Origin of the sequence: Micromonospora sp. NPDC048830 (assembly GCF_043198215.1) — a bacterium.
Lineage (GTDB): Bacteria > Actinomycetota > Actinomycetes > Mycobacteriales > Micromonosporaceae > Micromonospora.
In genome coordinates, this window is sequence record NZ_JBICUP010000019.1 from 1 (window position 1) to 21895 (window position 21895).

The 21895-nt window shown below is 75.4% G+C and carries 21 protein-coding genes and 1 pseudogene; 8 read left to right on the forward strand and 14 right to left on the reverse strand.

All coding sequences use genetic code 11. The features are described 5' to 3' along the window. Positions 1-225 precede the first annotated feature (225 nt). Positions 226-321: pseudogene (locus ACGFIZ_RS17600) on the forward strand (N-acetyltransferase); the annotation flags it as partial. A gap of 16 nt (positions 322-337) precedes the next feature. Here ACGFIZ_RS17600 and ACGFIZ_RS17605 read toward each other — a convergent pair. After that, on the reverse strand, positions 338-925 hold the full coding sequence (locus tag ACGFIZ_RS17605; RefSeq protein WP_393420416.1) for a general stress protein: 588 nt from the start codon (positions 923-925) through the stop codon (positions 338-340). 203 nt (positions 926-1128) lie between these two features. Between ACGFIZ_RS17605 and ACGFIZ_RS17610 the strand changes: the two genes are divergently transcribed. From ACGFIZ_RS17610 to ACGFIZ_RS17620, 3 genes are read left to right on the forward strand one after another with little or no spacing between them, the layout of a single operon-like run. Next, a complete protein-coding gene (locus ACGFIZ_RS17610; RefSeq protein ID WP_393420418.1) occupies positions 1129-2982 on the forward strand; it encodes a glycoside hydrolase family 15 protein in 1854 nt (617 codons plus the stop codon). After that, positions 2979-3758, forward strand: a complete 780-nt coding sequence (locus ACGFIZ_RS17615; protein ID WP_347670519.1) for a glucose 1-dehydrogenase — start codon at positions 2979-2981, stop codon at positions 3756-3758. The genes ACGFIZ_RS17610 and ACGFIZ_RS17615 overlap by 4 nt, the downstream gene beginning before the upstream one ends. A gap of 40 nt (positions 3759-3798) precedes the next feature. Next, the gene (locus ACGFIZ_RS17620; RefSeq protein ID WP_393420420.1) at positions 3799-4302 is read left to right on the forward strand and encodes a metallophosphoesterase family protein; all 504 of its coding nucleotides are present in this window, start codon (positions 3799-3801) and stop codon (positions 4300-4302) included. A gap of 576 nt (positions 4303-4878) precedes the next feature. On the opposite strand, the gene ACGFIZ_RS17625 is transcribed toward ACGFIZ_RS17620, so the two are convergent. The 3 genes from ACGFIZ_RS17625 to ACGFIZ_RS17635 form a co-directional block, all read right to left on the reverse strand. Beyond that, positions 4879-6171 (reverse strand): cation:proton antiporter, encoded by a 1293-nt coding sequence (locus ACGFIZ_RS17625; protein ID WP_393420422.1) that lies wholly within the window; start codon positions 6169-6171, stop codon positions 4879-4881. 114 nt (positions 6172-6285) lie between these two features. Then, complete coding sequence (locus ACGFIZ_RS17630; RefSeq protein WP_393420424.1) at positions 6286-6963, reverse strand: HAD family hydrolase; 678 nt, start codon at positions 6961-6963, stop codon at positions 6286-6288. A gap of 40 nt (positions 6964-7003) precedes the next feature. Continuing rightward, positions 7004-9127: a SpoIIE family protein phosphatase gene (locus ACGFIZ_RS17635; RefSeq protein ID WP_393420425.1), complete on the reverse strand. Its 2124-nt coding sequence runs from the start codon at positions 9125-9127 to the stop codon at positions 7004-7006. Between the two features lie 213 nt (positions 9128-9340). Here ACGFIZ_RS17635 and ACGFIZ_RS17640 point away from each other — a divergent pair, with 213 nt between their 5' ends. Continuing rightward, positions 9341-10186, forward strand: a complete 846-nt coding sequence (locus ACGFIZ_RS17640; RefSeq protein WP_393420426.1) for a hypothetical protein — start codon at positions 9341-9343, stop codon at positions 10184-10186. Positions 10187-10306: 120 nt separating this feature from the next. Here ACGFIZ_RS17640 and ACGFIZ_RS17645 read toward each other — a convergent pair whose 3' ends face one another. After that, on the reverse strand, positions 10307-10681 hold the full coding sequence (locus ACGFIZ_RS17645; RefSeq protein ID WP_393420428.1) for a DUF6401 family natural product biosynthesis protein: 375 nt from the start codon (positions 10679-10681) through the stop codon (positions 10307-10309). A gap of 295 nt (positions 10682-10976) precedes the next feature. After that, complete coding sequence (locus ACGFIZ_RS17650) at positions 10977-11189, reverse strand: hypothetical protein (RefSeq protein WP_393420430.1); 213 nt, start codon at positions 11187-11189, stop codon at positions 10977-10979. A gap of 162 nt (positions 11190-11351) precedes the next feature. Between ACGFIZ_RS17650 and ACGFIZ_RS17655 the strand changes: the two genes are divergently transcribed. Next, the gene (locus tag ACGFIZ_RS17655; RefSeq protein WP_393420432.1) at positions 11352-12548 is read left to right on the forward strand and encodes an MFS transporter; all 1197 of its coding nucleotides are present in this window, start codon (positions 11352-11354) and stop codon (positions 12546-12548) included. A gap of 61 nt (positions 12549-12609) precedes the next feature. On the opposite strand, the gene ACGFIZ_RS17660 is transcribed toward ACGFIZ_RS17655, so the two are convergent. The 4 genes from ACGFIZ_RS17660 to ACGFIZ_RS17675 all read right to left on the reverse strand — a co-directional run bounded on the left by ACGFIZ_RS17660 (position 12610) and on the right by ACGFIZ_RS17675 (position 15016). Continuing rightward, positions 12610-12870 carry a hypothetical protein gene (locus ACGFIZ_RS17660; RefSeq protein WP_347669216.1) on the reverse strand — a complete coding sequence of 87 codons (261 nt, stop codon included), beginning with the start codon at positions 12868-12870 and terminating at the stop codon, positions 12610-12612. 118 nt (positions 12871-12988) lie between these two features. After that, positions 12989-13450 (reverse strand): SRPBCC family protein, encoded by a 462-nt coding sequence (locus ACGFIZ_RS17665; protein ID WP_393420434.1) that lies wholly within the window; start codon positions 13448-13450, stop codon positions 12989-12991. Positions 13451-13504: 54 nt separating this feature from the next. Then, a complete protein-coding gene (locus ACGFIZ_RS17670) occupies positions 13505-13921 on the reverse strand; it encodes a DUF2795 domain-containing protein (RefSeq protein WP_393420436.1) in 417 nt (138 codons plus the stop codon). A gap of 114 nt (positions 13922-14035) precedes the next feature. Then, the gene (locus tag ACGFIZ_RS17675) at positions 14036-15016 is read right to left on the reverse strand and encodes a YihY/virulence factor BrkB family protein (RefSeq protein ID WP_393420438.1); all 981 of its coding nucleotides are present in this window, start codon (positions 15014-15016) and stop codon (positions 14036-14038) included. A 299-nt stretch (positions 15017-15315) separates the two neighbouring features. On the opposite strand from ACGFIZ_RS17675, the gene ACGFIZ_RS17680 reads away from it, so the two are divergent. Beyond that, positions 15316-15717, forward strand: a complete 402-nt coding sequence (locus ACGFIZ_RS17680) for a ChaB family protein (protein ID WP_393420440.1) — start codon at positions 15316-15318, stop codon at positions 15715-15717. 17 nt (positions 15718-15734) lie between these two features. On the opposite strand, the gene ACGFIZ_RS17685 is transcribed toward ACGFIZ_RS17680, so the two are convergent. Beyond that, the gene (locus ACGFIZ_RS17685) at positions 15735-17168 is read right to left on the reverse strand and encodes an aldehyde dehydrogenase family protein (RefSeq protein ID WP_393420442.1); all 1434 of its coding nucleotides are present in this window, start codon (positions 17166-17168) and stop codon (positions 15735-15737) included. Between the two features lie 72 nt (positions 17169-17240). On the opposite strand from ACGFIZ_RS17685, the gene ACGFIZ_RS17690 reads away from it, so the two are divergent. Continuing rightward, positions 17241-18881 (forward strand): phytoene desaturase family protein, encoded by a 1641-nt coding sequence (locus tag ACGFIZ_RS17690; protein ID WP_393420444.1) that lies wholly within the window; start codon positions 17241-17243, stop codon positions 18879-18881. A 614-nt stretch (positions 18882-19495) separates the two neighbouring features. Here ACGFIZ_RS17690 and ACGFIZ_RS17695 read toward each other — a convergent pair. The 3 genes from ACGFIZ_RS17695 to ACGFIZ_RS17705 form a co-directional block, all read right to left on the reverse strand. Then, the gene (locus ACGFIZ_RS17695) at positions 19496-20263 is read right to left on the reverse strand and encodes a polyprenol monophosphomannose synthase (RefSeq protein ID WP_347669209.1); all 768 of its coding nucleotides are present in this window, start codon (positions 20261-20263) and stop codon (positions 19496-19498) included. 124 nt (positions 20264-20387) lie between these two features. Further along, positions 20388-21389 carry an SDR family oxidoreductase gene (locus ACGFIZ_RS17700; protein WP_393420446.1) on the reverse strand — a complete coding sequence of 334 codons (1002 nt, stop codon included), beginning with the start codon at positions 21387-21389 and terminating at the stop codon, positions 20388-20390. Next, positions 21386-21835 carry an SRPBCC family protein gene (locus ACGFIZ_RS17705; protein ID WP_393420448.1) on the reverse strand — a complete coding sequence of 150 codons (450 nt, stop codon included), beginning with the start codon at positions 21833-21835 and terminating at the stop codon, positions 21386-21388. The genes ACGFIZ_RS17700 and ACGFIZ_RS17705 overlap by 4 nt, the downstream gene beginning before the upstream one ends. Between the last annotated feature and the right edge of the window lie 60 nt (positions 21836-21895).

The following is a 21895-nucleotide window of genomic DNA, read 5'->3' on the forward strand; positions in this document are numbered from 1 at the left end:
ACCCCAAAACGGGCCACCGCCGCGTCCACCGCATCCCGCGGCACCGCGGACACCAGCACCCCCAACGACACCTGATCCGCCATCACCGCCACCGTCTCGGACATGACCGGCAAGCACACCAGCACCCGACCCGCCGGTCACGCCACCACGCCGACCATCCACAAAGACCCAGCCCAACCCCATGATCAAATTAGGCTACGTGGCATTGCTACTGGACCCGGCTACGCCGCCGAGGGCACGCTGCGCGAGTCGTACCGCTACGGCGACGGCATCCGGTACGACGAACACCTGCACGCCCGCCTCGCCACGACGGCTGACCCCGTGCGGCGCGGCGGGGTCAGCGGGCCGTGGCGCCGGTCGGCGTCAGGTGCATCCGGCCCAGCAACTGCCGGGCCTGGTCGGCCAGGTCCGCGTCGACGATGACCGCGTACTGGCCGGCACGCAGGGCGCTGGCCGAGGTGAAGTCCCGCTGCCCGCCGGTGATAGCGTGGGCCACCGCGCCGAACACGGCGCCCCAGATCGCGCCGACCACCAGGCCCACCAGGATCACGGCGACCCAGTTCCCGCCGGTGAAGACGCCGAACAGCAGCCCGATGAACAGGCCGAACCAGGCCCCGGTGCCCGCGCCGATCAGGGCGGCCCGGCCCGTGGTCATCCGGCCGAGCACCGTCTCGACCAGGGTGAGGTTCGTCCCGACGATGCTGCTGCGCTCCACCGGGAACCGGTTGTCGGCCAGGTAGTCCACCACGCGCTGGGCGGACGGGTAGTCCGGGTACGACCCGATCGTCACCGTGGGCGCCCCGGTCTCCGGCCCGTGGCCGTCGGCGCTGGGCGGCGCCGGCTGGCCCCCCGGACCGGACGGGAGGTTGTCGCGGCCCGGCATCCCGGGACGCCAGGCGGCGGTCTGGCTCGAGGGTCTGTCCATGAGCTTCCTCCTTCGTCAGCCGCCCGGGTTCCCGCCCCCGCCGGGGCGTTAACACCTCGCCCGGATACCGCCACCGCGCGGACCGGGCGTCCGGACATCCGTGGACACCGCCATGTCGCCGACATAGCGCGCACCGGCGCACGCTAACGCCGCCATGTCGCCGCCATCGCGCCTGATCGGCGGGCTGACGGGTAGGCACCGCCGTGGACAGCGGACGGATCGCCGAGCACGGCTTCCTGGCCGACGGCCGCAGCGCGGCCCTGGTGGACCGCGCCGGCTCGGTCAACTGGTGGTGTCCGGCCCGGTTCGACTCGCCGGCTGTGTTCGGGCGGCTGCTCGACGACGACGCCGGGCACTGGTCCATCCGGCCCGAGGACGACTTCGGCGCCGAGCGGGCGTACCTGGACGACACGTTGGTGCTGCGTACCGTGTTCACGACCCGGACGGGGTCGGTGGCGGTGACGGACGCGCTGGCGCTGGAGCCGGGCGCGCGCGGGCACGACATCGGGCTGCGCTCGCCCCGGGTGCTGGCGCGGCTGGTGGAGGGCCTGTCCGGCGCGGTGCCGGTGCGGCTGCGGTACCGACCGCGCTTCGAGTACGGCCGGGTCACCCCCTACCTGATGGCGGACGACGGCGGGGTCGACGCCACGGCCGGGGCGGAGCGGTTGCGGCTGCGCGGCGACGTGCCCGTTGCGGTGGAGGGCGGACAGGCGGAGGCGACCGCCGGGTTCACCGTCCGGGCCGGCGAGTCGTACGGCTTCACCCTCGGGTACGCCCCGACGTACGACTCCGGCCCGCCGCAGGTTCCCGACGCGGCGCGGGCGGTCGCCGAGACGGCCGAGTGCTGGCGGTCGTGGGCGGGGCTGCACCCCTACCACGGCCGGTACCCGGAGCAGGTGCGGCGCAGCGCGCTGGTGGTGCAGGGCATGACGTACCAGCCCACGGGCGCGATCGTCGCGGCGGCGACCACGTCACTGCCCGAGGAGTTGGGCGGGGACCGTAACTACGACTACCGCTTCGTCTGGGTCCGCGACTTCAGCCTCACCCTCCAGGCGCTCTGGCGGGCGGCCTGTCCGGACGAGGCCAACCGGCAGTTCGCCTGGGTGGCCCGGGCGATGGGCCGGATCGGTGACGAGCCGGTGCCGATCATGTACGGCGTCCAGGGGGAGCGGGACCTCACCGAGCACCCCCTCGACCACCTCTCCGGGTACGCCGACAGCCGGCCGGTCTACGTGGGCAACGACGCCTGGCGGCAGCGGCAGACCGACGTGCTCGGCGAGATCCTCGACGCGGCCTGGCTGATGCGCCACTACCTCGACCCGATGGCCCCGGAGGTGCGCCAACTGCTGCGCGACCTGGCCGACCAGGCGGTCACCGACTGGCGCCGGCCCGACGCCGGCATGTGGGAGGCGCGGGACGCCGAGCGGCACTACGTGTCGTCGAAGGTGCAGTGCTGGACGGCGCTGGACCGGGCGGTGCGCTTCGGCCCCCGCATCGGCGACCCGGCGGACGTGGCCCGCTGGGCGGCGGCGCGCGACGCCGTACGCGAGGCGGTGCTGAGCCGGGGCTGGAACGATCGGCTCGGCGCGTACACCGGGGCCTTCGACTCCGACGAGCTGGACGCCTCCGTCCTGATCATGCCGCTGGTGGGTTTCCTGCCGGCCGACGACCCGCGGATGCGCTCGACGATGGACATGGTCGAGGCCGCGCTGTCCCGCGACGGCCTGCTGCGCCGCTGGGACACCGACCCGGCCGGCTTCGTCATTTGCTCGTTCTGGCTGGTCGGCTGCCTGGCGCTGGCCGGCGAGCTGGAGCGCGCCGACGCCCTGTTCGGGCGGCTCACGGCGCGGGTCAACGACCTCGGGCTGTACGCCGAGCAGATCGACCAGGTCAGCGGGGAGCAGCTGGGCAACTTCCCGCAGGCGTTCTCGCACATCGGACTGATCAACGCCGCGGGGCTGCTGACCGACGCGGCGGAGCGGCGACGCCAGGGCGCGGACCGTCCGCGCCGGCCCGTGCCCGTCGGTACGGGACGTACGGAGGGAGAGCAGCGATGACCGGACGGCTCGCGGGAAAGACCGCCCTGATCACCGGCTCGGACTCGGGCATCGGCCAGGCGACCGCGATCGAGTTCGCCCGCGAGGGCGCCGACGTGGTGGTGCACTACCTGCACGATCACGCCGGCGCCAACCACACCCGGGACAAGGTGGCCGAGGCGGGCCGGCGGGCCGTGGTGGTGCAGGGCGACATCAGCGACGAGCGGCAGGTCGAGGCTATGTTCGACGAGGCCCTGGCGGAGTTCGGCACCCTCGACGTGCTGATGAACGACGCCGGCGTGGACGCCTCCGGCATCCCCGTCGCCGACCTGGACACCGAGACCTGGGACCGGGCGATCCGGACCAACGTGTACGGCGCCTTCTTCTGTTCCCGCCGCTTCGTGCGGCACCGCAGGGACCAGGGTGGTCGGGGGAAGATCATCAACATCACGTCCATCCACCAGGAGGTGGCCCGGGCCGGCGGCGCCGACTACGACGCCAGCAAGGGGGCGCTGCTGGAGTTCGCCAAGAGCCTCGCCCTGGAGGTGGCGCCGATGCATCTCAACGTCAACAACATCGGCCCCGGTATGGTGCTGACGCCGTTCAACCAGGAGGCGATCGACAACCCGAAGTACCTGGAGGAACAGGTGCAGAGCATCCCATGGAAGCGGGCCGCCCAGCCCGAGGAGATCGGCAGGCTGGCGGTCTTCCTGGCCAGCGACGACGCCGACTACGTCACGGGGTCGACGTACTTCATGGACGGCGGCCTCATGCAGAACCAGGGCCAGGGCGCGTGACGCGGCGCGCGCCCACCCGGCTCGGGCGACAATGGTGGGCGTGCGCCTGGTGGTCACCGCCGACACCCATGTCCCGAAGCGGGCCCGGGACCTGCCCGAACAGCTCTGGGCGGCGATCGACGCCGCCGACGTGGTGCTGCACGCCGGAGACTGGGTCGACGTCGCGCTGCTGGACGCGCTGCAGCGCCGGGCGCGCCGGCTCGTCGGCGTGTACGGCAACAACGACGGGCCGGAGCTGCGGGCGCGGCTGCCCGAGGTGGCCCGGGTCGACCTCGCCGGCCTCCGGGTGGCGGTGGTGCACGAGACCGGCCCGAGCGCCCGCCGGGAGGAGCGCTGCGCCGCCGCGTACGGGGACTGCGACCTGCTTGTCTTCGGCCACTCGCACATCCCCTGGGACAGCGTCGCCCCGGGCGGGCTGCGCCTGCTCAACCCCGGCTCGCCGACGGACCGGCGCCGGCAGCCGTACGCCACCTACCTGACGGCGGAGGTGGTGGCGGGGCGGCTCGGCCGGGTCGAGCTGCACCGCCTGCCACCGCGCCGCTGAGCGCGGCTGGCGCGGGCTGCCTGGTCCGCGGCGCGGGCTGCCTGGTCCGCGGCGCGGGCTGCCTGGTCCGCGGCGCGGGCTGCCTGGTCCGCGGCGCGGGCTGCCTGGTCCGCGGCGCGGTCTGCCTGGTCCGCTGCCTGTGGAGCTGCCCGCACAGACGGGGCACGGCGTCCTGGGCGCACAGGCGGGGCAGCTCCACAGGGGCCGGCGTTCGGTGGGCGGCCGACACGCGCCCCGTTCGGCGTGCATCCGTCCGGCGCGCATACCAGGTGGGGCGGCCGACACGCGCCCCGTTCGGCGTGCATCCGTCCGGCGCGCATACCAGGTGGGGCGGCCGACACGCGCCCCGCTCGGCGGCGCATCCATCCGGCGCGCATACCATCGCCCGGTGGTTGCCGAACGGGCGCGGGTCGTGGTGGTCGGGGCGGGGATCGCCGGCGTGGCATGCGCGGCCGAGCTGGTGCGGGCGGGCGTGCCCGTGCCCCCGCCCCTCGCCCCCGGCGATCTTGCACTTGTGGCCCCTGGTTCGCGGCATTTGCCCCGTTCGTCGGGGCCGAAACCGCAAGATCGCGGAGGTCAGGCGGGGGTGGGGGTGGGGGAGGAGGGATGGGTCGGGGAGGAGGGGTGGGTGGGGGTGCGGGTGGCCCTGTGGTCCAGGAGCTGCATGACCGGGGTGGCGGCCACCCCGTGCACCACCACCGAGACGAGCACCACCAGCCCGACGGTGGCCCAGACCAGGTCGGCCTGCGGGAAGTCCAGCTCGGTCGTCGCGTACGCCACGTAGAAAAACGAGCCGACGCCGCGGATGCCGAACAGCGCGATCACCCAGTGCTCCGCCGGCCGGCCCGGCGCGCCCCGCAGCGACAGCCAGCCGGTCAGCGGCCGGACCACCAGGAGCAGGGCCAACCCGACCAGCGCCGCCGGCCAGGTCAGCGGGGCCAGCAGGCCGCCGACCACCGCTCCGCCGAAGAGCAGCAGCAACAGGACGGTGAGCAGCCGCTCCGTCTGCTCGGCGAAGTCGTGCAGCACGGTGTGGAACTCGTGGGTACGCTCCGCGGCCCGGATCGCCCGCGCCGCGACGAACACGGCCAGGAAGCCGTACCCGCCGACGACCTCCACCAGCCCGTACGCCAGGAACGTGGCGGCCAGGGCCAGGAAGCCCTCGGCGTGCCGGGCCAGCCGCAGGTTGCTCGGTGCGCGGAAGAACAGCTTGCCGAGCAGCCAGCCGACCAGCAGCCCACCGCCGACGCCGACGGCCAGCTTGTACAGCACGTCGACGGCCAGCCACCGGCCCAGCCAGTCGGCCGGGGCGGGGCCGGCGGCGGCGAGCGCGACGGCCGCGTACACGAAGGGGAACGCCAGCCCGTCGTTGAGGCCGGCCTCCGAGGTCAGCGCGAAGCGCACCTCGTCCTCGGAGTCCTCCACGTCGGTCGGCTCGCCGACCTGCACGTCCGAGGCGAGCACCGGGTCGGTCGGGGCGAGCGCCGCGCCGAGCAGCAGCGCGGCGGCCGGCACGAGCCCGGCCCACCACCAGCCGAGCAGCGCCACCGCCGCGATGCACAGCGGCATCGCCACCGCCAGCAGGCGCCAGGCGGACGACCACCGTGCCCGGCTCAACGGCCGGTCGATCTTCAGGCCCGCGCCCATGAGCGCGACGATCACGCCGATCTCGGTGAGGTGCGTGGCGACCGCCGGGTGGGCGAGCGGGTCGGGCCTGGGCAGCCCGGTGGGGAGCAGGAAGACCACCATGCCCAGGCCGAGGAAGGCGATCGGCATGGACAACGGCCGGCGTTCCAGCAGCCGGGGCAGGATCCCGGCGAGCAGGGCGCCCAGGCCCACCACCGCGAACGCGACGTCTACCGGCTCCACGACACCACCTCCCGGCCGCGCCCGCGACGCGCGGGCAGGTGGTGACGGACCTTGCCCCGTCCGCCGTCGCGGTATGCGCCGGTGTCCGGAATCGATCCCCGGACCGCCGTACGGTCAGGTCAGCGCGGCGATCGGGGAGTCCTCCAGCGCGTCCAGCAGCGCGGCCGGGTCGTCGTAGACGGCCACCGCGCCGGCCCCGGCCAGCTCGCCCCGGCTGGTGCCGCCGCAGGTCAGGCCGACGCAGGGGATGTTCAGCTTGCCGGCCGCGGCGACGTCCCAGACCGAGTCGCCCACGAAGACCACCCGGGATGCCTCCAGGCCGGACTGCTCCAGCGCCGCGACCAGGATGTCCGGCGCGGGCTTGCTGCGGTCGGCGTCCGCCGAGGAGGTCACCTCGTCGATCACGTCGTCGGCGGCGAGCGCCCGGCGCAGCGCGCCGACCTCGTGCTCGGCGGCGGAGGTGGCCAGCACGACCCGCAGGCCCCGGGCGGCCAGGGCCCGCAGCAGGTCGGCGGCGCGGGGCAGCGGGGTCAGCCGCTGCCAGTACTCGGCGTACAGGCTGTCGTGGGCGTCGCGCAGCCGGGCGTCCGCGCTCCGGTCCCGTTCCCGGCCGAGCAGGTGATCGAGCAGATTGTCCGAGCCCATGCCGATGGACCGGTGGATCAGCGCCATCGGCACCGGCCGGTCGGCCTGGCGCAGCGCCTCCCACCAGCTCACCGTGTGCAGGTAGGTGGTGTCGACGAGGGTGCCGTCGACGTCGAGGAGGACGCCGCAGGGTTTCTCCGCGCTCATGCGTCCCCTCCTACCCGGTCGGCAGTGCGCCGACGCGTGCCTACGGCGGCGGAATGAGGATCTCGAACCAGACCGTCGAGCCGCGTACGGTCGGGTCGGTGCCCCACGCGTCGCTGAGCTGCTCGATCAGGCCGAGCCCGCGCCCCCGGCTGCTCAACGTGTCCGTCTGCGCCCGGGTCACCGTGCCCCGGGTGCCGGAGTCGGCCACGGACACCAGCAGTCGTTCGGGGCTGAGGTCGATGTCGACCCGGGCGGCCGTGCCGGCGTGCAGCAGCGCGTTGGTGGTCAGTTCGCTGGTGCACAGCACGGCGGCGCCGACCACCGACTCGGGCACCTGCCAGTCGGTGAGCTGCGCGGTCATCCAGTGCCGTACCCGGCTCGGCGCGGTCGGCTCCGCCGGCACCTCCATGCTCGCCGAGCGGCTCGGCATCAGCGCGTGCTCGACGGCCAGCACCGCCACGTCGTCCTCGGTGGCGCCGTCCACGGCGGCGGTGGCCACCGCGCAGAGCGCCCGCGGATCGCCGCTGGCGGCGCCGGCCACGGCGGCGGCGAGACCGGTCAGCCCGGCCGCCAGGCCCTGCCAGCGCCGCTCCACCACCCCGTCGCTGAACAGCAGCAGCGTGTCCCCCGGGGCGAAGCGGACGGTGGCGGTGCGCGGGGCGCAGCCCAGCCCCAGCGGGGCCCCGGGCGGCAGGTCGACGTACTCGGCCACCGGCTCGCCGTCGGGCGCGCAGCGCCGCACCAGCGGGGCGGGATGCCCGGCGCTGGCCAGGGCGAGCAACTCGCGGTCCGCGTCGATCACGCCGAACACCACCGTCACGAACAGCTCCTGCGTGCCGGTCTCCGTGCTGAGGCTGTCCACCAGGCGGTCCAGGCCGGCGAGCACGGCGTCCGGGCGGGGGTCGGTCAGCGCCAGCGCGCGCAGCGCGGCCCGGACCTGGCCCATCCGGGCGGCGGCCTGCACGTCGTGGCCGGCCACGTCGCCGAGCACGACGCCGAGCTGCCCGGTGGGCAGCAGGAACGCGTCGTAGAAGTCGCCGCCCGCGGCGTTGCCGTCGACGCCGGGGTCGTACCGGGCGGCGATGCGCAGCCGGGGCAGGTCGGGCAGCCGCGCGGGGAGCATGCTGCGCTGCAGCAGCTGGGCGGTGCCGTGCTGGGTCTCGAACCGGCGGGCGCGCTCGGCGGCCTGACCGATCAGCTCCGCCGAGGCCGCCAGCAGGGCCCGCTCGGCGGCCGACCACGGGTGCGCCCGGTGGTGGCCGACGGTCAGCGCGCCGCGCAGCGCCGAGGTGCGCAGCGGCTGCGCCGCCAGAGACCGCACCTTCTGGTCGTGCCGGTCCGCGGCGATGCCGTGCAGCGGCTGGCCGTCGGCGACGTACTGGGCCACGCCGCTCCGCGCGGCCACGACCAGCGGGGCGGCGGAGTCGGCGGGTGGTCGCCGCCACAGCGGGGGCAGCCGCTCGTCGGCCTCGTCGAGCAGCTCCCCGCGTACCCGCCGGACCGTCCGCCACCCCGCGCCGTCGTCCACCCCGAAGGCGACCCGGTCGGCGTCGAACGAGGCGAGCGCGTAGCGCAGGGCGACGCGGGCGACGTCGTCGAGGGTGAGGGTGCCGGCCAGCGCGGCGGCGAACTCGCCCAGGCTCTGCAACTGCTCCGTGACCTGGCTGGTCTCGGCGGCGACGGTCAGCACCCCGACGATCCGCCCGGCGCCGTCCCGGACCGGGGAGTGCCCGCGGGAGAAGGCGGCCTGCTGCCGGGCGTCGGGGGGATGCCGGTCGTGCGCGAGCACCGCCTCCCGGTCCAGGAACGACTCCCCGTGCCGGTACGCGCGCGTGATCACGTCACCGACGCCCGGCTCGTGCCAGGACTCGCCGAAAACCTCGGCCGCCGGTTGGCCGATGGCGGCCGGGTGCCGGTCGCCGAGCAGCGCGGCGTACCCGTCGTTGTACAGCAGCCGGAGGTCGTCGCCGTAGGCGAACGCCATCGGGACCGGGGAGGCGAGGACCAGGTCCACGACCACCCGTACCGCCGGGTCCCACCCCTGCCGCGGGCCGAACGCCGTGCCGGCCCAGCGGTGGCCGGGAACGACGCCGGCCGCGTCGGAGCCGGCGGGCTCCCCGGCGGGCGTGGTTGGCGTGGGGACTCGCCCGACGGTGCCTGGCATGTCCGCAGCCTAGCTGGACGCTGCGCCGAACGGTCCGATCGCGTCGCCGAGCGGCGTGCGACGGCCGCGGGTTCGGCCACCCCCGAGCCATGTCGGGGCAGGTCACGGCCCCTTTCGGAGGAGATGTCGGGAAATTCGGGCGGATCGGGCCGCGTGTCGCCCGACGGGCGGGGTATGCGCCCGCCGAAGTTTCGTGCGATCAGGAGGGACACCATGCCGACAACCCTCGCGGTCGGGCAGGTCAACATCGGGACCGCCCTGACCGACTTCTGGAGGTCCGTGCTGCTGTTCATCCCGAGGGCCGTCGCGTTCGTCGTGATCCTCGTGGTGGGCTGGCTCATCGCCAAAGCGGTGCTCAAGATCGTGGACAGGGTGCTGGAACGGGTCGGGTTCGACCGGTGGGTGGAACGCGGCGGCGTCAAGCGCGCGCTGGAACGCACCAGATACGACGCCAGCGACATCCTGGCGAGACTGGCGTACTACGCCGTCCTGCTGTTCACCCTGCAGTTCGCCTTCGGGGTGTGGGGCCCGAATCCGATCGGCGACCTGATCCGCGGCGTGGTCGCCTGGCTGCCGCGGGCGTTCGTCGCGATCGTCATCGTGGTGATCGCCGCCGCCATCGCCAACGCCGTACGCGAGCTGGTCACCGGCGCGCTGGGCGGGCTGTCCTACGGCCGGGTCCTGGCCGACCTGGCGGCGGTCTTCATCCTGGCGCTCGGCATCATCGCTGCCCTGAACCAGGTGGGCATCGCCACCACGGTGACCACCCCGGTGCTGATCGCGGTGCTCGCCACGGTGGCCGGCATCCTCGTCGTCGGCGTGGGCGGCGGCCTGGTGAAGCCGATGCAGAGCCGGTGGGAGAACTGGCTGAACCGCGCCGCCGAGGAATCCCACGCGATCCGGGAGCGCCGGGAGGCCCGGGCCGCCGGGCGCGGCGACGTGGAGCGGCAGATGGCCGACCGGGTGGCGGCCGAACGCACCCGCGCAATGTCGCGGCCCGAGTCGATGTCCGGGGCCCGGGGCGAGGAAACCCAGCAGTTCCCGCGCCCGGCCGGCTGAGCAGCGCCAGGCGAGGAGGGTGTCCGCGAGGCGCGGGCGCCCTCCTCGCCGTGCGGCCGGGTCGGGGCGGGCGCTCCGGGCGTCCCGCTCGGGCTCGGTGCCCTCCCCTCCGGGGCCGGCTCAGAGGGGCGGCAGCGCCGGGGGGCGGGTGGGCAGGGACTCGGCCAGCGCGCAGACCGCGAGCAGGCGGGTGAGCAGCCAGTCCGGCGCGGACCAGTCGGTCGGGCCGACGGGCGGCTGCCAGCCGTGCTCCCGTGCCGCCGACCGGACGCCCTCGGCGTACCCGGCGAGCGCGGCGCGGGTCAGCGGCCGGACGTCCCCGGCGAGGCTGTCGCGCACGGCCGCGGCGTGCTGGTCGATCTCGGCGTGCAGCCCGGGGCGGGTCGCCGCGGCGGCGAGCCCGGCGGTGCCGAGGGAGGCGGCCAGCGCGGCGAGGACGGCGCCGGCGGGGTCCGTGACGGAGGGGGCAGCCACCCGGTTGAACGGCACACGCATGAGGATCGAGGCTATCCGGCCGGTCCAGGAGCCGCGTCGGCCGGTCGGCCGGTAGCGGGTCGCCCACCCATCGCTCGGTCCCGGCCGAGGGGATTGACCCGGCCGCCGTGGGGCAGAAGGGAAACGCGGCGAGGCGGGACGGGAACCACGCGAACCGCGCGGCGCGGCCGACAGGAGGTACGGATGGGACGGCAGGACGGACCCGACGAGCGGCGGCGCACCCCGGGCCGCCCGGGTCACGAGGCGCGCCCGGGCGCGGAGGGCTGAGCCCGATCCGGGGCGCCGCCGCCGGAGGTCAGTCCGAGGAGCGCGCGCCGGCCGGGCGGCGCCGGGCGGTGTCGTCCGCGATGATCAGGGTGGCCACCATCAGGGCGACGCAGAGGCTGAACAGCCACGAGTCGTCGGAGACCAGCTTGGCGGCGATCGGCGCCTGGACGGCGGCGAGTAGGAAGCCGAGCCAGGCGAGGCGGCGCTGACGAGGGGTGAGGAAGCCGGAGCCCTGTTGCATCCCGAAAGTCTTACGCGACGGCCCCTGATCGCCGTCAGCCCATCAGGCGATTCTGGCTGACCTGTCCGTTCTCCTGACCGTTCGGCCAGCGATTCTTGTCGTTTCGGGGGAGGTGGACACCGGGGCTGACCTTGCTGCGGAACTGGGGCAGGATGGTGCCCCGTGGCCCCCTCCCCGCCCCGCGCCTCCTCGCCCCGTGCGTCCCTGCTTCTGCTCGCCTACCTCGCGTTCGCCAGCCTCGGCCTGCCCGACGGGCTGCTCGGCGTCGGCTGGCCGTCCATCCGCGCGGACTTCGGCGTGCCGACCGAGGCGGTGGGTCTGCTGCTCATGGCGGGGACCACCGGCTACCTGACCTCCAGCGTGCTGGCCGGGTTCACCCTGGCCCGCCTCGGCGTCGGCGCGTTGCTCGCCGGCAGCACCCTGCTGACCAGCCTCGCCCTCACCGGCTACGCCACCAGTCCCGCGGTGGCCGTCACGACCGGCTGTGCGCTGCTGCTCGGCTTCGGCTCCGGCGCGATCGATTCCGGACTCAACGCGTACGCGGCCGGGGTGTACGGCCCGCGGCACATGAACTGGATGCACGCCTTCTTCGGCCTCGGCGTGGCCGTCGGCCCGCTGATCATGACGGGGGTGCTCGGCACCGGCCTCGGCTGGCGCTGGGGGTACGGCGTGGTCGCCGCCGTCCAGCTCGCCCTCGCGGCCGCGTTCGCCCTGACCGTGCGGGCCTGGCGGAACCGGGGGCCGGCGGGCCCGGACGGGGACGCACCCGCCGCGGCGGTCGCCCCCGTCCGGGCCCGCGACACCCTGCGCCTGCCGGCGGTGTGGCTGGGCGCGGTTGCCTTCGTCGTGTACGTGGCGATCGAGATCGGCACCGGACTGTGGGCGTTCCTGCTGCTCACCGAAGGGCGGGGGCTGACCGCCGGGGTGGCCGGGGTGGCCGTGTCCGGGTACTGGGGGAGCCTGTTCGTGGGGCGGGTGGTGCAGGGGATCGGGGCCGAGCGGCTCGGCCCGGCGCGGGTGCTGCGCGGGAGCCTGCTCGGGATGGCCGCCGGTGCGGCGCTGGTCGCCCTGCCCGCGCCCGCCTGGGTCGCGGTGACCGGGCTGCTGGTGCTGGGCTTCGCCGCCGCCCCGGTCTTCCCGCTGCTCACGCTCAACACGGCCGAGCGGGTGGGCGCCGCGCACGCGGACCGGACCATCGGCGTGCAGACCGCCGCCGCCGGGCTGGGCGGATCGGTGGTGCCCACCGGGATCGGCGTACTGCTCGGGCGCACCTCGGTCGAGGCGCTCGGGCCCGCGCTGCTGGTGCTCGCCGTGGCCCTGGTCGTCCTGCACCGCGTGGCGTCCCGCCCGCGACCCTGAGGGCCGGCCGGCGTTCCCGTCCCGTCCCGCCCGCGCCGACCGGGCGGGGCGGGCGGCGGGCTCAGACGTCCGGTCCGGTGCGGCCCGTCGTCGACGGCCGGTACGCCCGGTCCGGGTCGGTCCGCTGGCGTTCCCGCCCGGGCGGCGCCGCGCCCCGGTCGACCGCCTCCGGGCCGTGCCCGAACGCCGCCTCCCCGCCCGCGTCGCCGCCGGTCACGTCGTCGGCCTGCCCGTCGGGCGTCGACCGGGCGACCACCCGGTCCAGCTGCTCCAGGGGCAGGTCGTCCTCGTCGCGCCACACGTGGCTGTCGTTGTCCGTCATGCTCTCGCGGTACCCCGGCCGGGTGATCGCAAACGGCCGCCCGGCTCCGGGGCCGGACCGGGACACGGCGGTGGCCGCCGGATGCCGGCGGCCACCTTCGGCTCGGGTCGGGGGGATCTCAGGGCTGCGGGCGGGCGACGGTGCCGCGCCAGGCGCCCGTCTCCTGACCGCGGCGCTCGATGAACTGCTTGAACCGCTCCAGGTCGCCCTTGGCCCGGCGGTCGACCAGGCCCAGCTTGTCGCCGGTCTGCTCCACCACGCCGTGCGGCTCGAACTCCAGCTGGAGGGTGACCCGGGTGTTGCCCTCGTCGAGGCGGTGGAAAGTCACCACCCCCGCCTGCCGCGTGCCGCCGGTGGAGTGCCAGGCGACCCGCTCGTCCGGGAGCTGCTCGGTGATCTCGGCGTCGAACTCCCGCTTGACCCCGGCGATCTCGACCGTCCAGTGGGTCATCGTGTCGGTCAGCTGCCGGACCTCCCGCACCCCCTCCATGAAGTGCGGGAACTCCTCGAACTGGGTCCACTGGTCGTACGCGGTCCGGACCGGGACGGCCACGTCCACGTGCTCGGTGACACCGCTCATCGGCGGTCCCTCCTTCCTGCGCCGGCGCCTCGTCGGGTCGGGCGGCGACCCGGGTCACCAGCGCGTCGTCTCGTTCTTGTTCCCGAGCGCGGCCCACACCTCGGACACCGTCTGGTAGACCGTGTCGGGCGGCAGGCCCCGCAGGGCGGTGACCAGGTCGTCCGGAGCGGCGTTGGCGAGCGCGTTCGCGACCAGCACCTCCCGGTCGCCCGGCAGCGCCGTCATCGTGATGAACCGCCCCAACCGGCTGCGCTCCTCCACGTCCCGGGAGCTCATCCCCTTGGGGGCGCCGCTGCGCAGCTCGCCCGCCGGCGCCGTGGTGGCCTCCGGCTGGTCCTCGCCCGCCGGTTCCGGCACCCGGGACTCCTCGACCCGGGAGCCACCGGTCCCCGGCCCCTGCACGAGGCCGCTGACCTCCTGGCTCATCTGCTCGTCCACCCTGGGGGCGTGCTTGCTGCTGCCACGTTCCATGCCTTCTGCGCTACCCGGGGGGACCGCCGGTAAACCGCGGTAGGCCCGCCGGCGGGCGGGTCAGGGGGAGGCCCTGGTTCGAACGGAACGGCGCGGCTGCCGCCGGCGGGCGGGTCAGGGGGAGGCCTTGCTTCGGGGCGGCAGGACCGGCTCGGTGGGGTCGGGGTCGCCGGCCTGCAGCGCCCGCCCCCGCTGCACCTCGGCGTTGATCTGCACGCCGAGCATCAGCGCCGAGTTGGACAGGTAGAGCCAGACCAGGAACGCGATCACCGCGCCGAGGCTGCCGTACGTCACGTCGTACGAGCCGAAGTTGGCCACGTACAGGCCGAAGCCGAAGGAAACGAGCGCCCAGGAGAGCAGGGCGACCGCCCCGCCCGGGGTGAGCCAGCGGAACCGCGGCTGCCGCACGTTCGGGGCGATCCAGAACAGCAGCGACAGCAGCACCATCATCACCGCGGCCAGCACCGGCCACTTCGCGACGCTCCACACCGTACGGGCGAGGCCGCCGGCGTGCAGCAGGTCGCCCACCGCGTCGGTGACCGGACCGCTGACGATCAGCCCGGTGGCCACCACGGCCAGCAGCACCAGCGACACGGCCGCCAGGCCGATCTGCAGCGGTCGCAGCCGCCAGAACGGTCGGCCCTCCACGACCCCGTAGATGGCGTTGGACGCCCGGGTGAACGCGCCGATGAACCCGGAGGCCGACCACAGCGCGCCGAGCAGGCCGAAGCTGAGCAACGCCGACGTGCCGCCCTGCTTGTCCACCACGCCCCGCACCACGCCGACGAAGGCGTCGTTGCCGACCACCGAGCCGGCGCCGACGTCCCGGGCCAGGCCGATGACCGTGTCCACCGTCCGCTCGCCGTCGGAGACCAGGCCGACGAGGGCCACCACCACGATCGCGGACGGGAACAGCGCGAGCACGCCGTAGTAGGTGAGCGCGGCGGCCCAGTCCGCGCAGTTGTCCGTGACGAAGTTGCGTCCGCTGCGCACCAGCACGCCGCGCCAGGTGCGCCAGCTCAGCTGGCGGATCCTCCGGGGGAGTCGTACCCGCTGCCCGCCGGGCGCGGTGCCCGGTTCCGCCGTCGTCGCCATGCCCGCCCCCTGAAACCCCGGCCGCCCGTTCGCCGGCCGCCTGCTCGCTCGCCTCGCCCGGCCGGTACCCGGCGCCCCGGTCGCCCGCTCACCCGGCGTGCGCTCACCCGGCGTGCGCTCACCCGGCGTGCGCTCACCCGGCGTGCGCTCACCCGGCGTGCGCTCACCCGGCGTGCCTGGCCGGGCCGGTACCCGGGGGCGGACACCGACAAACCCGTACCGGGCCGCGCCGGCCGGTTTGCCGGTACGGGCTGGGGGAACGGTCAATCCGAAGAGACGTCGGACGAGAAGGAGGAGACATGCCTGGGCGCGAGGTATTGCCCAGCACGCTGCGACGCTCTCCGGCGAAGGCGCAGCGTACCTGGGCGAAGACGCACGACTCGGCGGTGCAGACGTACGGCGAGGGACAGCGGGCGCACCGCACCGCGTTCGCCGCGTTGAAGCACGAGTTCGAGAAGGTGGGCGACCACTGGGAGCCCAAGGGTCGCAAGGGCCCCAGCGACCGTCAGGCGGCCGGCGGCGGTCCGGCCCGGCGCGCCCCGACGGCGGCGGGCGTGGACGCCAACGCCCCGAAGGAGCACCTGATGGGGGTGGCCCGCAAGCTCGACGTCCCCGGGCGTTCGAGGATGACCAAGCCCGAGCTGGTCAAGGCCATCCAGAAGGCCAACGACCGGGAGACCCGCAGGGCCCGGGGCGACTGACCGACGCCCGGCGGGGGTCACCAGTGGCCCCCGCCGGGGGCCTCGATGTGGACGGCCTTCGTGGCGGTGAACTCGTCGAGCAACTCCGGCCCGTACCCGTGGCCCTGGCCGCTGGCCCGACGCGGGTGGGCGGCTCCGCCGGGTGCCCCGCCGAAGACCGCGTTGATCTTCACGGTGCCGACCGGCAGCTCCCGCCAGGCCCGCTGGGCGTGGCTCATCGAGCCGGTGAGGACCGTCGCCGCCAGCCCGTACGGGGAGTCGGCGGCGCACTTCAGCGCCTCGCTGAACGAGTCGACGACCACCACCGGGGCGACCGGCCCGAAGGTCTCCTCCCGGGCGAGGGGCATCTCGTGCCGGCAGTCGGTGACCACGGTCGCCGGGTAGAACGCGCCCGGTCCGTCGGGGATCGTGCCGCCGGTGCGGACCCGGGCCCCCTCGGCCACGGCCGCCGTCACCTGCCCGTGCACGTGGTCGCGGTGGCGCCGGTCGACCAGCGGCCCGAGCTGTGTCTCCGGGTCCCGGCCCGGGCCGGTCCGCAGCGCCTCGGCCCGCCCGACGAGCGCCGCCACGAAGTCCTCGGCGACGTCCCGGTGCACGTAGATCCGCTCGACCGCCACGCAGATCTGCCCGGCGTTGGCGAACGCGCCCAGCGCGGCCTGCTCGGCGGCCCAGACCGGGTCGACGTCGGCGTCGACGACGAGGGGGTCGCTGCCGCCGTTCTCCAGCAGCGCCTTCGCCCCGGTGCGGGCCGTGGCCGCAGCGATCGTCCGGCCGGTCGCCGTCGAACCGACGTGCGCCACCACGTCCACCTCGCTCCCGGCGAGCGCCGCCCCGACCTCCCCGCCGCCGGTGAGCAGCGACAGCACCCCGGCGGGCAGCGCGGAGTCCAGCGCCCGGGCCAGCAGCCACCCGGTCGCGGGGGTCCGCTCGCTCGGCTTGTACAGCACCACGTTGCCGGTGACCAGGGCCGCGCCGAGCAGCCCGCAGGAGACCGCCACCGGGTCGTTCCAGGGGGTGATCGCGGCGACCACGCCGCGCGGCTGTGGGGTCATGAAGTCGATGGCGTGGCCCCCGCCGAGCAGGGTACGGCCGCCGCGCACCGGGGCCAGCTCCGCGTACTGCCGCAGGGTGCCGATGCCCGCCTCGACGCCGCCCCGGGCGTCCGCGACGGGCTTGCCCATCTCGGCGGTGACCGCCTCGGCCAGCTCCTCGGCGGCGGCCTCCACCGCGTCCGCGGCCCGGCGCAGCGCCGCCGCCCGCTCCGCGGCGTCCGTCGCAGCCCACTCCGTCGCCGCGCCCCGCGCCGCCTCCACCGCCTTGCCGACCTCGTCCGCCGTCGCCACCGGCACGGTGCTGACCGGGCTGTCGTCGGCCGGGTCGTGCACGACCAGTTCGCCCCCCTGGCCACCCGCGCCCCACACTCCACCGATGAGCTGCGCAACGTTGTACATGCGGCGGTGGATGCCCCGGCGCCCGCCGGGCAAACGCGTTTCGCCGCGGGACGGGCAGGGTAGCCGGACCGGATGAACTCGACCGGCGCCCCGACCAGCGCCCCGACCAGCGCCCCGACCGGCGCGCAGAGCGCGGACGCCGTCGTCGTCGGGGCGGGGCACAACGGGCTGGTGGCCGCGAACCTGCTGGCCGACGCCGGCTGGGACGTGCTGGTGCTGGAGGCCACCGCCGCGCCGGGCGGGGCGGTGCGCTCGGCCGAGGTGACCGCCCCTGGCTACCTCAGCGACCTGTACAGCTCCTTCTACCCCCTCGGGTACGCCTCCCCGGTGCTGGCGGCCCTGGGCCTCGACCGGTACGGCCTGACCTGGACCCACGCGCCCGACGTACTGGCCCACCTGCTGCCCGACGGGCGGGCGGCGGTGCTCAACCGGGACGTCGACGCCACCGCCGCCTCGCTGGCGCAGTTCGCCCCGGCCGACGCCGAGCGCTGGCGCCGTGCGTACGCCGACTGGTGCCGCGTCGCCGAGTCGATGCTGGAGGCCGTCACCAGCCCGTTCCCGCCGATCCGCGGTGGGGTCGGCGTGCTGCGCCGGCTGCGGGTCGGCGGGGCGCTGCGGCTGGCCCGCCGGCTGCTGGTCCCGGCCCGCAGGCTCGGCGAGGAGCTGTTCGAGGGCGAGGGCGGGCCGCTGCTGCTGGCCGGCTGCGCGCTGCACACCGACCTGTCCCCGGAGGAGGCCGGCTCCGGGGTGTACGGGTGGCTGCTGGCCATGCTCGGCCAGCAGGTCGGCTGGCCGGTGCCGGTCGGCGGGGCGCAGCGGATCACCGACGCGCTGGTCGCCCGGCTCACCGGGCGGGGCGGGCGGATCCTCTACGGCGCGCGGGTGGAGCGGGTGTTGACCGCGCGGGGCCGGGCCATGGGCGTGCGCACCGTCGGCGGCACCCCCTGGCGGGCCCGCAGGGCGGTGCTCGCCGACGTCCCGGCCCCGGCGCTCTACCTGGACCTGGTCGGCCCGGCGGCGCTGCCGCCCCGGCTGGTGGCGGATCTGGCGCACTTCCGCTGGGACGGCTCCACCCTCAAGGTCGACTGGGCGCTGTCCGGACCGGTGCCCTGGACCAACCCGGCCGTGGCCGGGGCCGGCACCGTGCACGTGGGCGCCGATCTGGACGGCCTGACCACGTACGCCGCCGCGCTTGCCCGGGGCGAGCTGCCGGAGCATCCGTTCCTGCTGGTCGGGCAGATGACCGTGGCGGACCAGAGCCACTCGCCGGCCGGCACCGAGTCGCTCTGGTCGTACACCCACCTGCCGTTCCGGCGGACCTGGCGGGCCGAGGAGGTCGCCGCGCACGTCGACCGGATGGAGGACGTGTTGGAGGCCGCCGCCCCGGGCTTCCGCGACCGGATCGTCGGGCGGCACGTCGCCGGCCCGGCCGACCTGGAGCGGGGCGACCCGAGCCTGGTCGGCGGGGCGATCGGCGGCGGCACCTCGGCGGCGTACCAGCAGTTGTTCCTGCGGCCGATCCCCGGCCTGGGTCGCGCCGACACGCCGGTCGACCGGCTGTACCTCGCCAGTTCCTCGGCGCACCCCGGCGGGGGCGTACACGGCGCGCCGGGCGCGAACGCCGCGCGGGCCGCGCTGGCCCGGGACCGGGCCGTCACGGGCGCCCTGTACGCGCGCACGATCGCCGCGGCCCACGACGTGATCTACCGCTGACGCCGGCCCGGGCGGCGCTTCCCGCTGGCCTCACCCGGCGGCTCGGCCTGGTCCTCCCGCGGGCTCCGGCCCTCGACCCGCCCGGTCTCCCGCGCGCGGCTGCCCGCCCGCCCCACCGATGTGTACCGATTACACGGTGTCATCGACCGCGTGCATGCCACCTGGACGTGCGGCCCCTTTGCTCTGCACCCGTGGGCGCAACAGTCACCCTCCGTCATTGCCGCCCGCGCGCGTGCCGCCACGGTTGGACGTCGGAGGCCCAGTATGGAGCCGTGCTGCGGTGGCGGGTGCAGAGCAAAGGGAGCGGCAGGGCGTGTGGGTGCCGGCAGCGTCGGCGACGGTGCGTAGTGGCGGCGAGGGGCGGGTGCGGTGGTGGCGGAGGGTAGCGCCAATAGCAAGCGGTTCCATGCCGCCCGCCCGCCCGCCGTCGGTCCGCGCCCGCCCGCCGTCGGTCCGCGCCCGCCCGCCGTCGGTCCGCGCCCGCCCGCCGTCGGTCCGCGCCCGCCCGCCGTCGGTCAGACCCGGCCGCCGGAAGGGCGGCGGGCAGGCCGAGCGGCGGGCAGGCGGGGCGGCCGGCAGGGCGGGTGGACCCGGCCGGCGGCGCGCGGCGGGCGTCAGCGCTGGATGTTGCGGTGGCGGGTGCGGAGCTTGAACGGCATCAGGGCGCTTTCGATCTTGGTGGCGGTGGTCATCTTCGAGATGCCGTCGCGCCGCTCCTCGAACCGGATCGGCACCTCGAGGATGGTGTGGCCGAGCTTCGTGGCCAGGTAGTGCATCTCCACCTGGAAGCTGTAGCCGTTCGACTGGACCCGGTCCAGACCGATGTCGCGCAGCGCGTCGGCCCGCCAGATCTTGAAGCCGGCGGTGAGGTCGCGGATGCGCACCCGCAGCAGCGTGTGCACGTAGAGGTTGGCCCAGCCACTGAGCGCGCGGCGGTACAGCGGCCACGCCTCGTCGAGCTCGCCGCCGGGGACGTAGCGGGAGCCGATCACCACGCCCGCCTGGGTGGACAGCAGCGCGCCGAGCATGCCCGGCAGCGCCTCCGGCGGGTGGGACAGATCCGCGTCCATCTGCGCGACGTACTCCGCCCCGCCGTCGAGCGCGCGGCCGATTCCGTCCACGTACGCCCGGCCGAGGCCCTCCTTGCCAGCGCGGTGCACGACCTCGATCCGGTCGGGGTGCTCGATGGCGAGCTTGTCGGCGACCTCGCCCGTGCCGTCCGGGGAGTTGTCGTCGGCGACCAGCACCTTCAGGCCGGGCAGGGGCAGCGCGAGGAGCCGCTCGACCAGCACCGGCAGGTTTCCCGCCTCGTTGTAGGTGGGCACCACGACGGTCAGGCGTGCGTCCCGCCAGGGGGCGGGCAACTGCACGGGTTCGATCATGACGGACATCCTCGGTTTGCCGACAGGGTCACCTGAGAGGGTAGCCAGTTGGCCCTTCCGGGTCATAACGGCTCCCCATGCACACGCGTGACGCCTTCGGCGGCGCGCCTCCGGTATCGCCGGGCTAGCGTGGGCGGCGGGCCAGGCCGGCGGTCGCGAGGGCGACCGTGAGCACGCCCGCCGCGGACAGGACGGGCTTGTGGGTGCTCACCCACAGCGCCGCCGACCGCGTGCGGGCCCGGTCCGGGAAGACCCCGTCGGCGCCGTGGTCGGTGTGCTCGTCGCGGGGGCGGTCCAGATTGTCCCGCCAGGTCGCCGGGTCGATCGGGGTGTCGGTCTGCTGGCTGTCGTAGCCGTCCCGGGCCAGCTTGCGGTCGAGCAGGCCGGGGAACAGAGCGTTGGCGACGCGGGCCTGCCAGGTCGGCCCGCCGACGTTCAGCTCGCGGGGGTTGTGCTCGGCGGCCCAGAGCACCGCCCGGGCGGCGACCTCGGGGGCGAACATCGGCGGCACGGGCTGGGGATGTCGGGGAAGCCGGGTACGCACCCAGGAGAACTGCGGGGTGTTGACCGCCGGCAGCTGGACCATCGACAGCTTCACCCCCGGGCTGTCGTGCAGCAGTTCCGCGCGCAGCGAGTCGTTGAAGCCCTGGATCGCGTGCTTGCTCGCGCAGTACGCCGACTGCAGCGGAATGCCCCGGTAGGCCAGCGCGGAACCCACCTGCACGATCGCCCCGCGCCCGCGCGGGCGCATGTGGTGCAGCGCGGCGAGCGTGCCGTGCACGGTGCCCAGGTAGTTGACCTCGGTGACCCGCCGGAACTCCGCGGCGGTGATCTCCCAGACGGGGGCGAAGACCGACACCATCGCGTCGTTCACCCAGACGTCCAACCCGCCGGCGTGGTGCACCAGGTCGTCGGCGGCCTGCTGCACCGCGCCGGCGTCGGCCACGTCCACCTGGTACGCCCGCACGTCGGCGGCGCCCCGCTCCCGGCAGTCCCGCTCGGCGCCGGACAGCCCCGCCGCGCCCCGGGCGATCAGCCCCAGCCGGGCGCCCCGCTCGGCGTACGCCCGGGCGACCGCCCGACCGACCCCGGCGCTGGCCCCCGTGATCATCACCGTCCTGGTCATCGGTCCGCCTTCTGTCGGGTGGCGATGTCGGCGAGCCGGCGCAGCGTCTCCCTGTTGCGCTGGCGCAACACCAGGTGGCCGAGCGCGTTGCGGGCCAGGCGCAGCGGGCCGGCGGCGAAGTCCTCGGCCATGCGGACCCGGGTCGCGGCGGCGCCGTCGACCGGCTCCAGGGTGAAGGACACGACCGCCTCGCCCGCCGGCCACAGCCCGGCCCGCAGCACCAGCCGGTGCGGCGGCTCGCAGGCCAGCACGGTGGAGGCGTCCTGGATCGAGAGCGGCCACGGCCCGGCCCGGTGGTGCAGTTGGGCGCCCACCGCCGGCCAGGCGTCGTCGACGTCGCGCATGTGCGCGGTGCCCACCACCCAGTCGCTGTACGTCCAGCCGTCCGCGAGGACGTCGAACACCTGCTGCGGGGAAGCCCCGATCACTTTCTCCACAATCGCCACTGGTTTCCCTTACCCTGCGGGCGCCCGCGCTAACGACCGGCGGGTTAGCTTCTCCGGGGC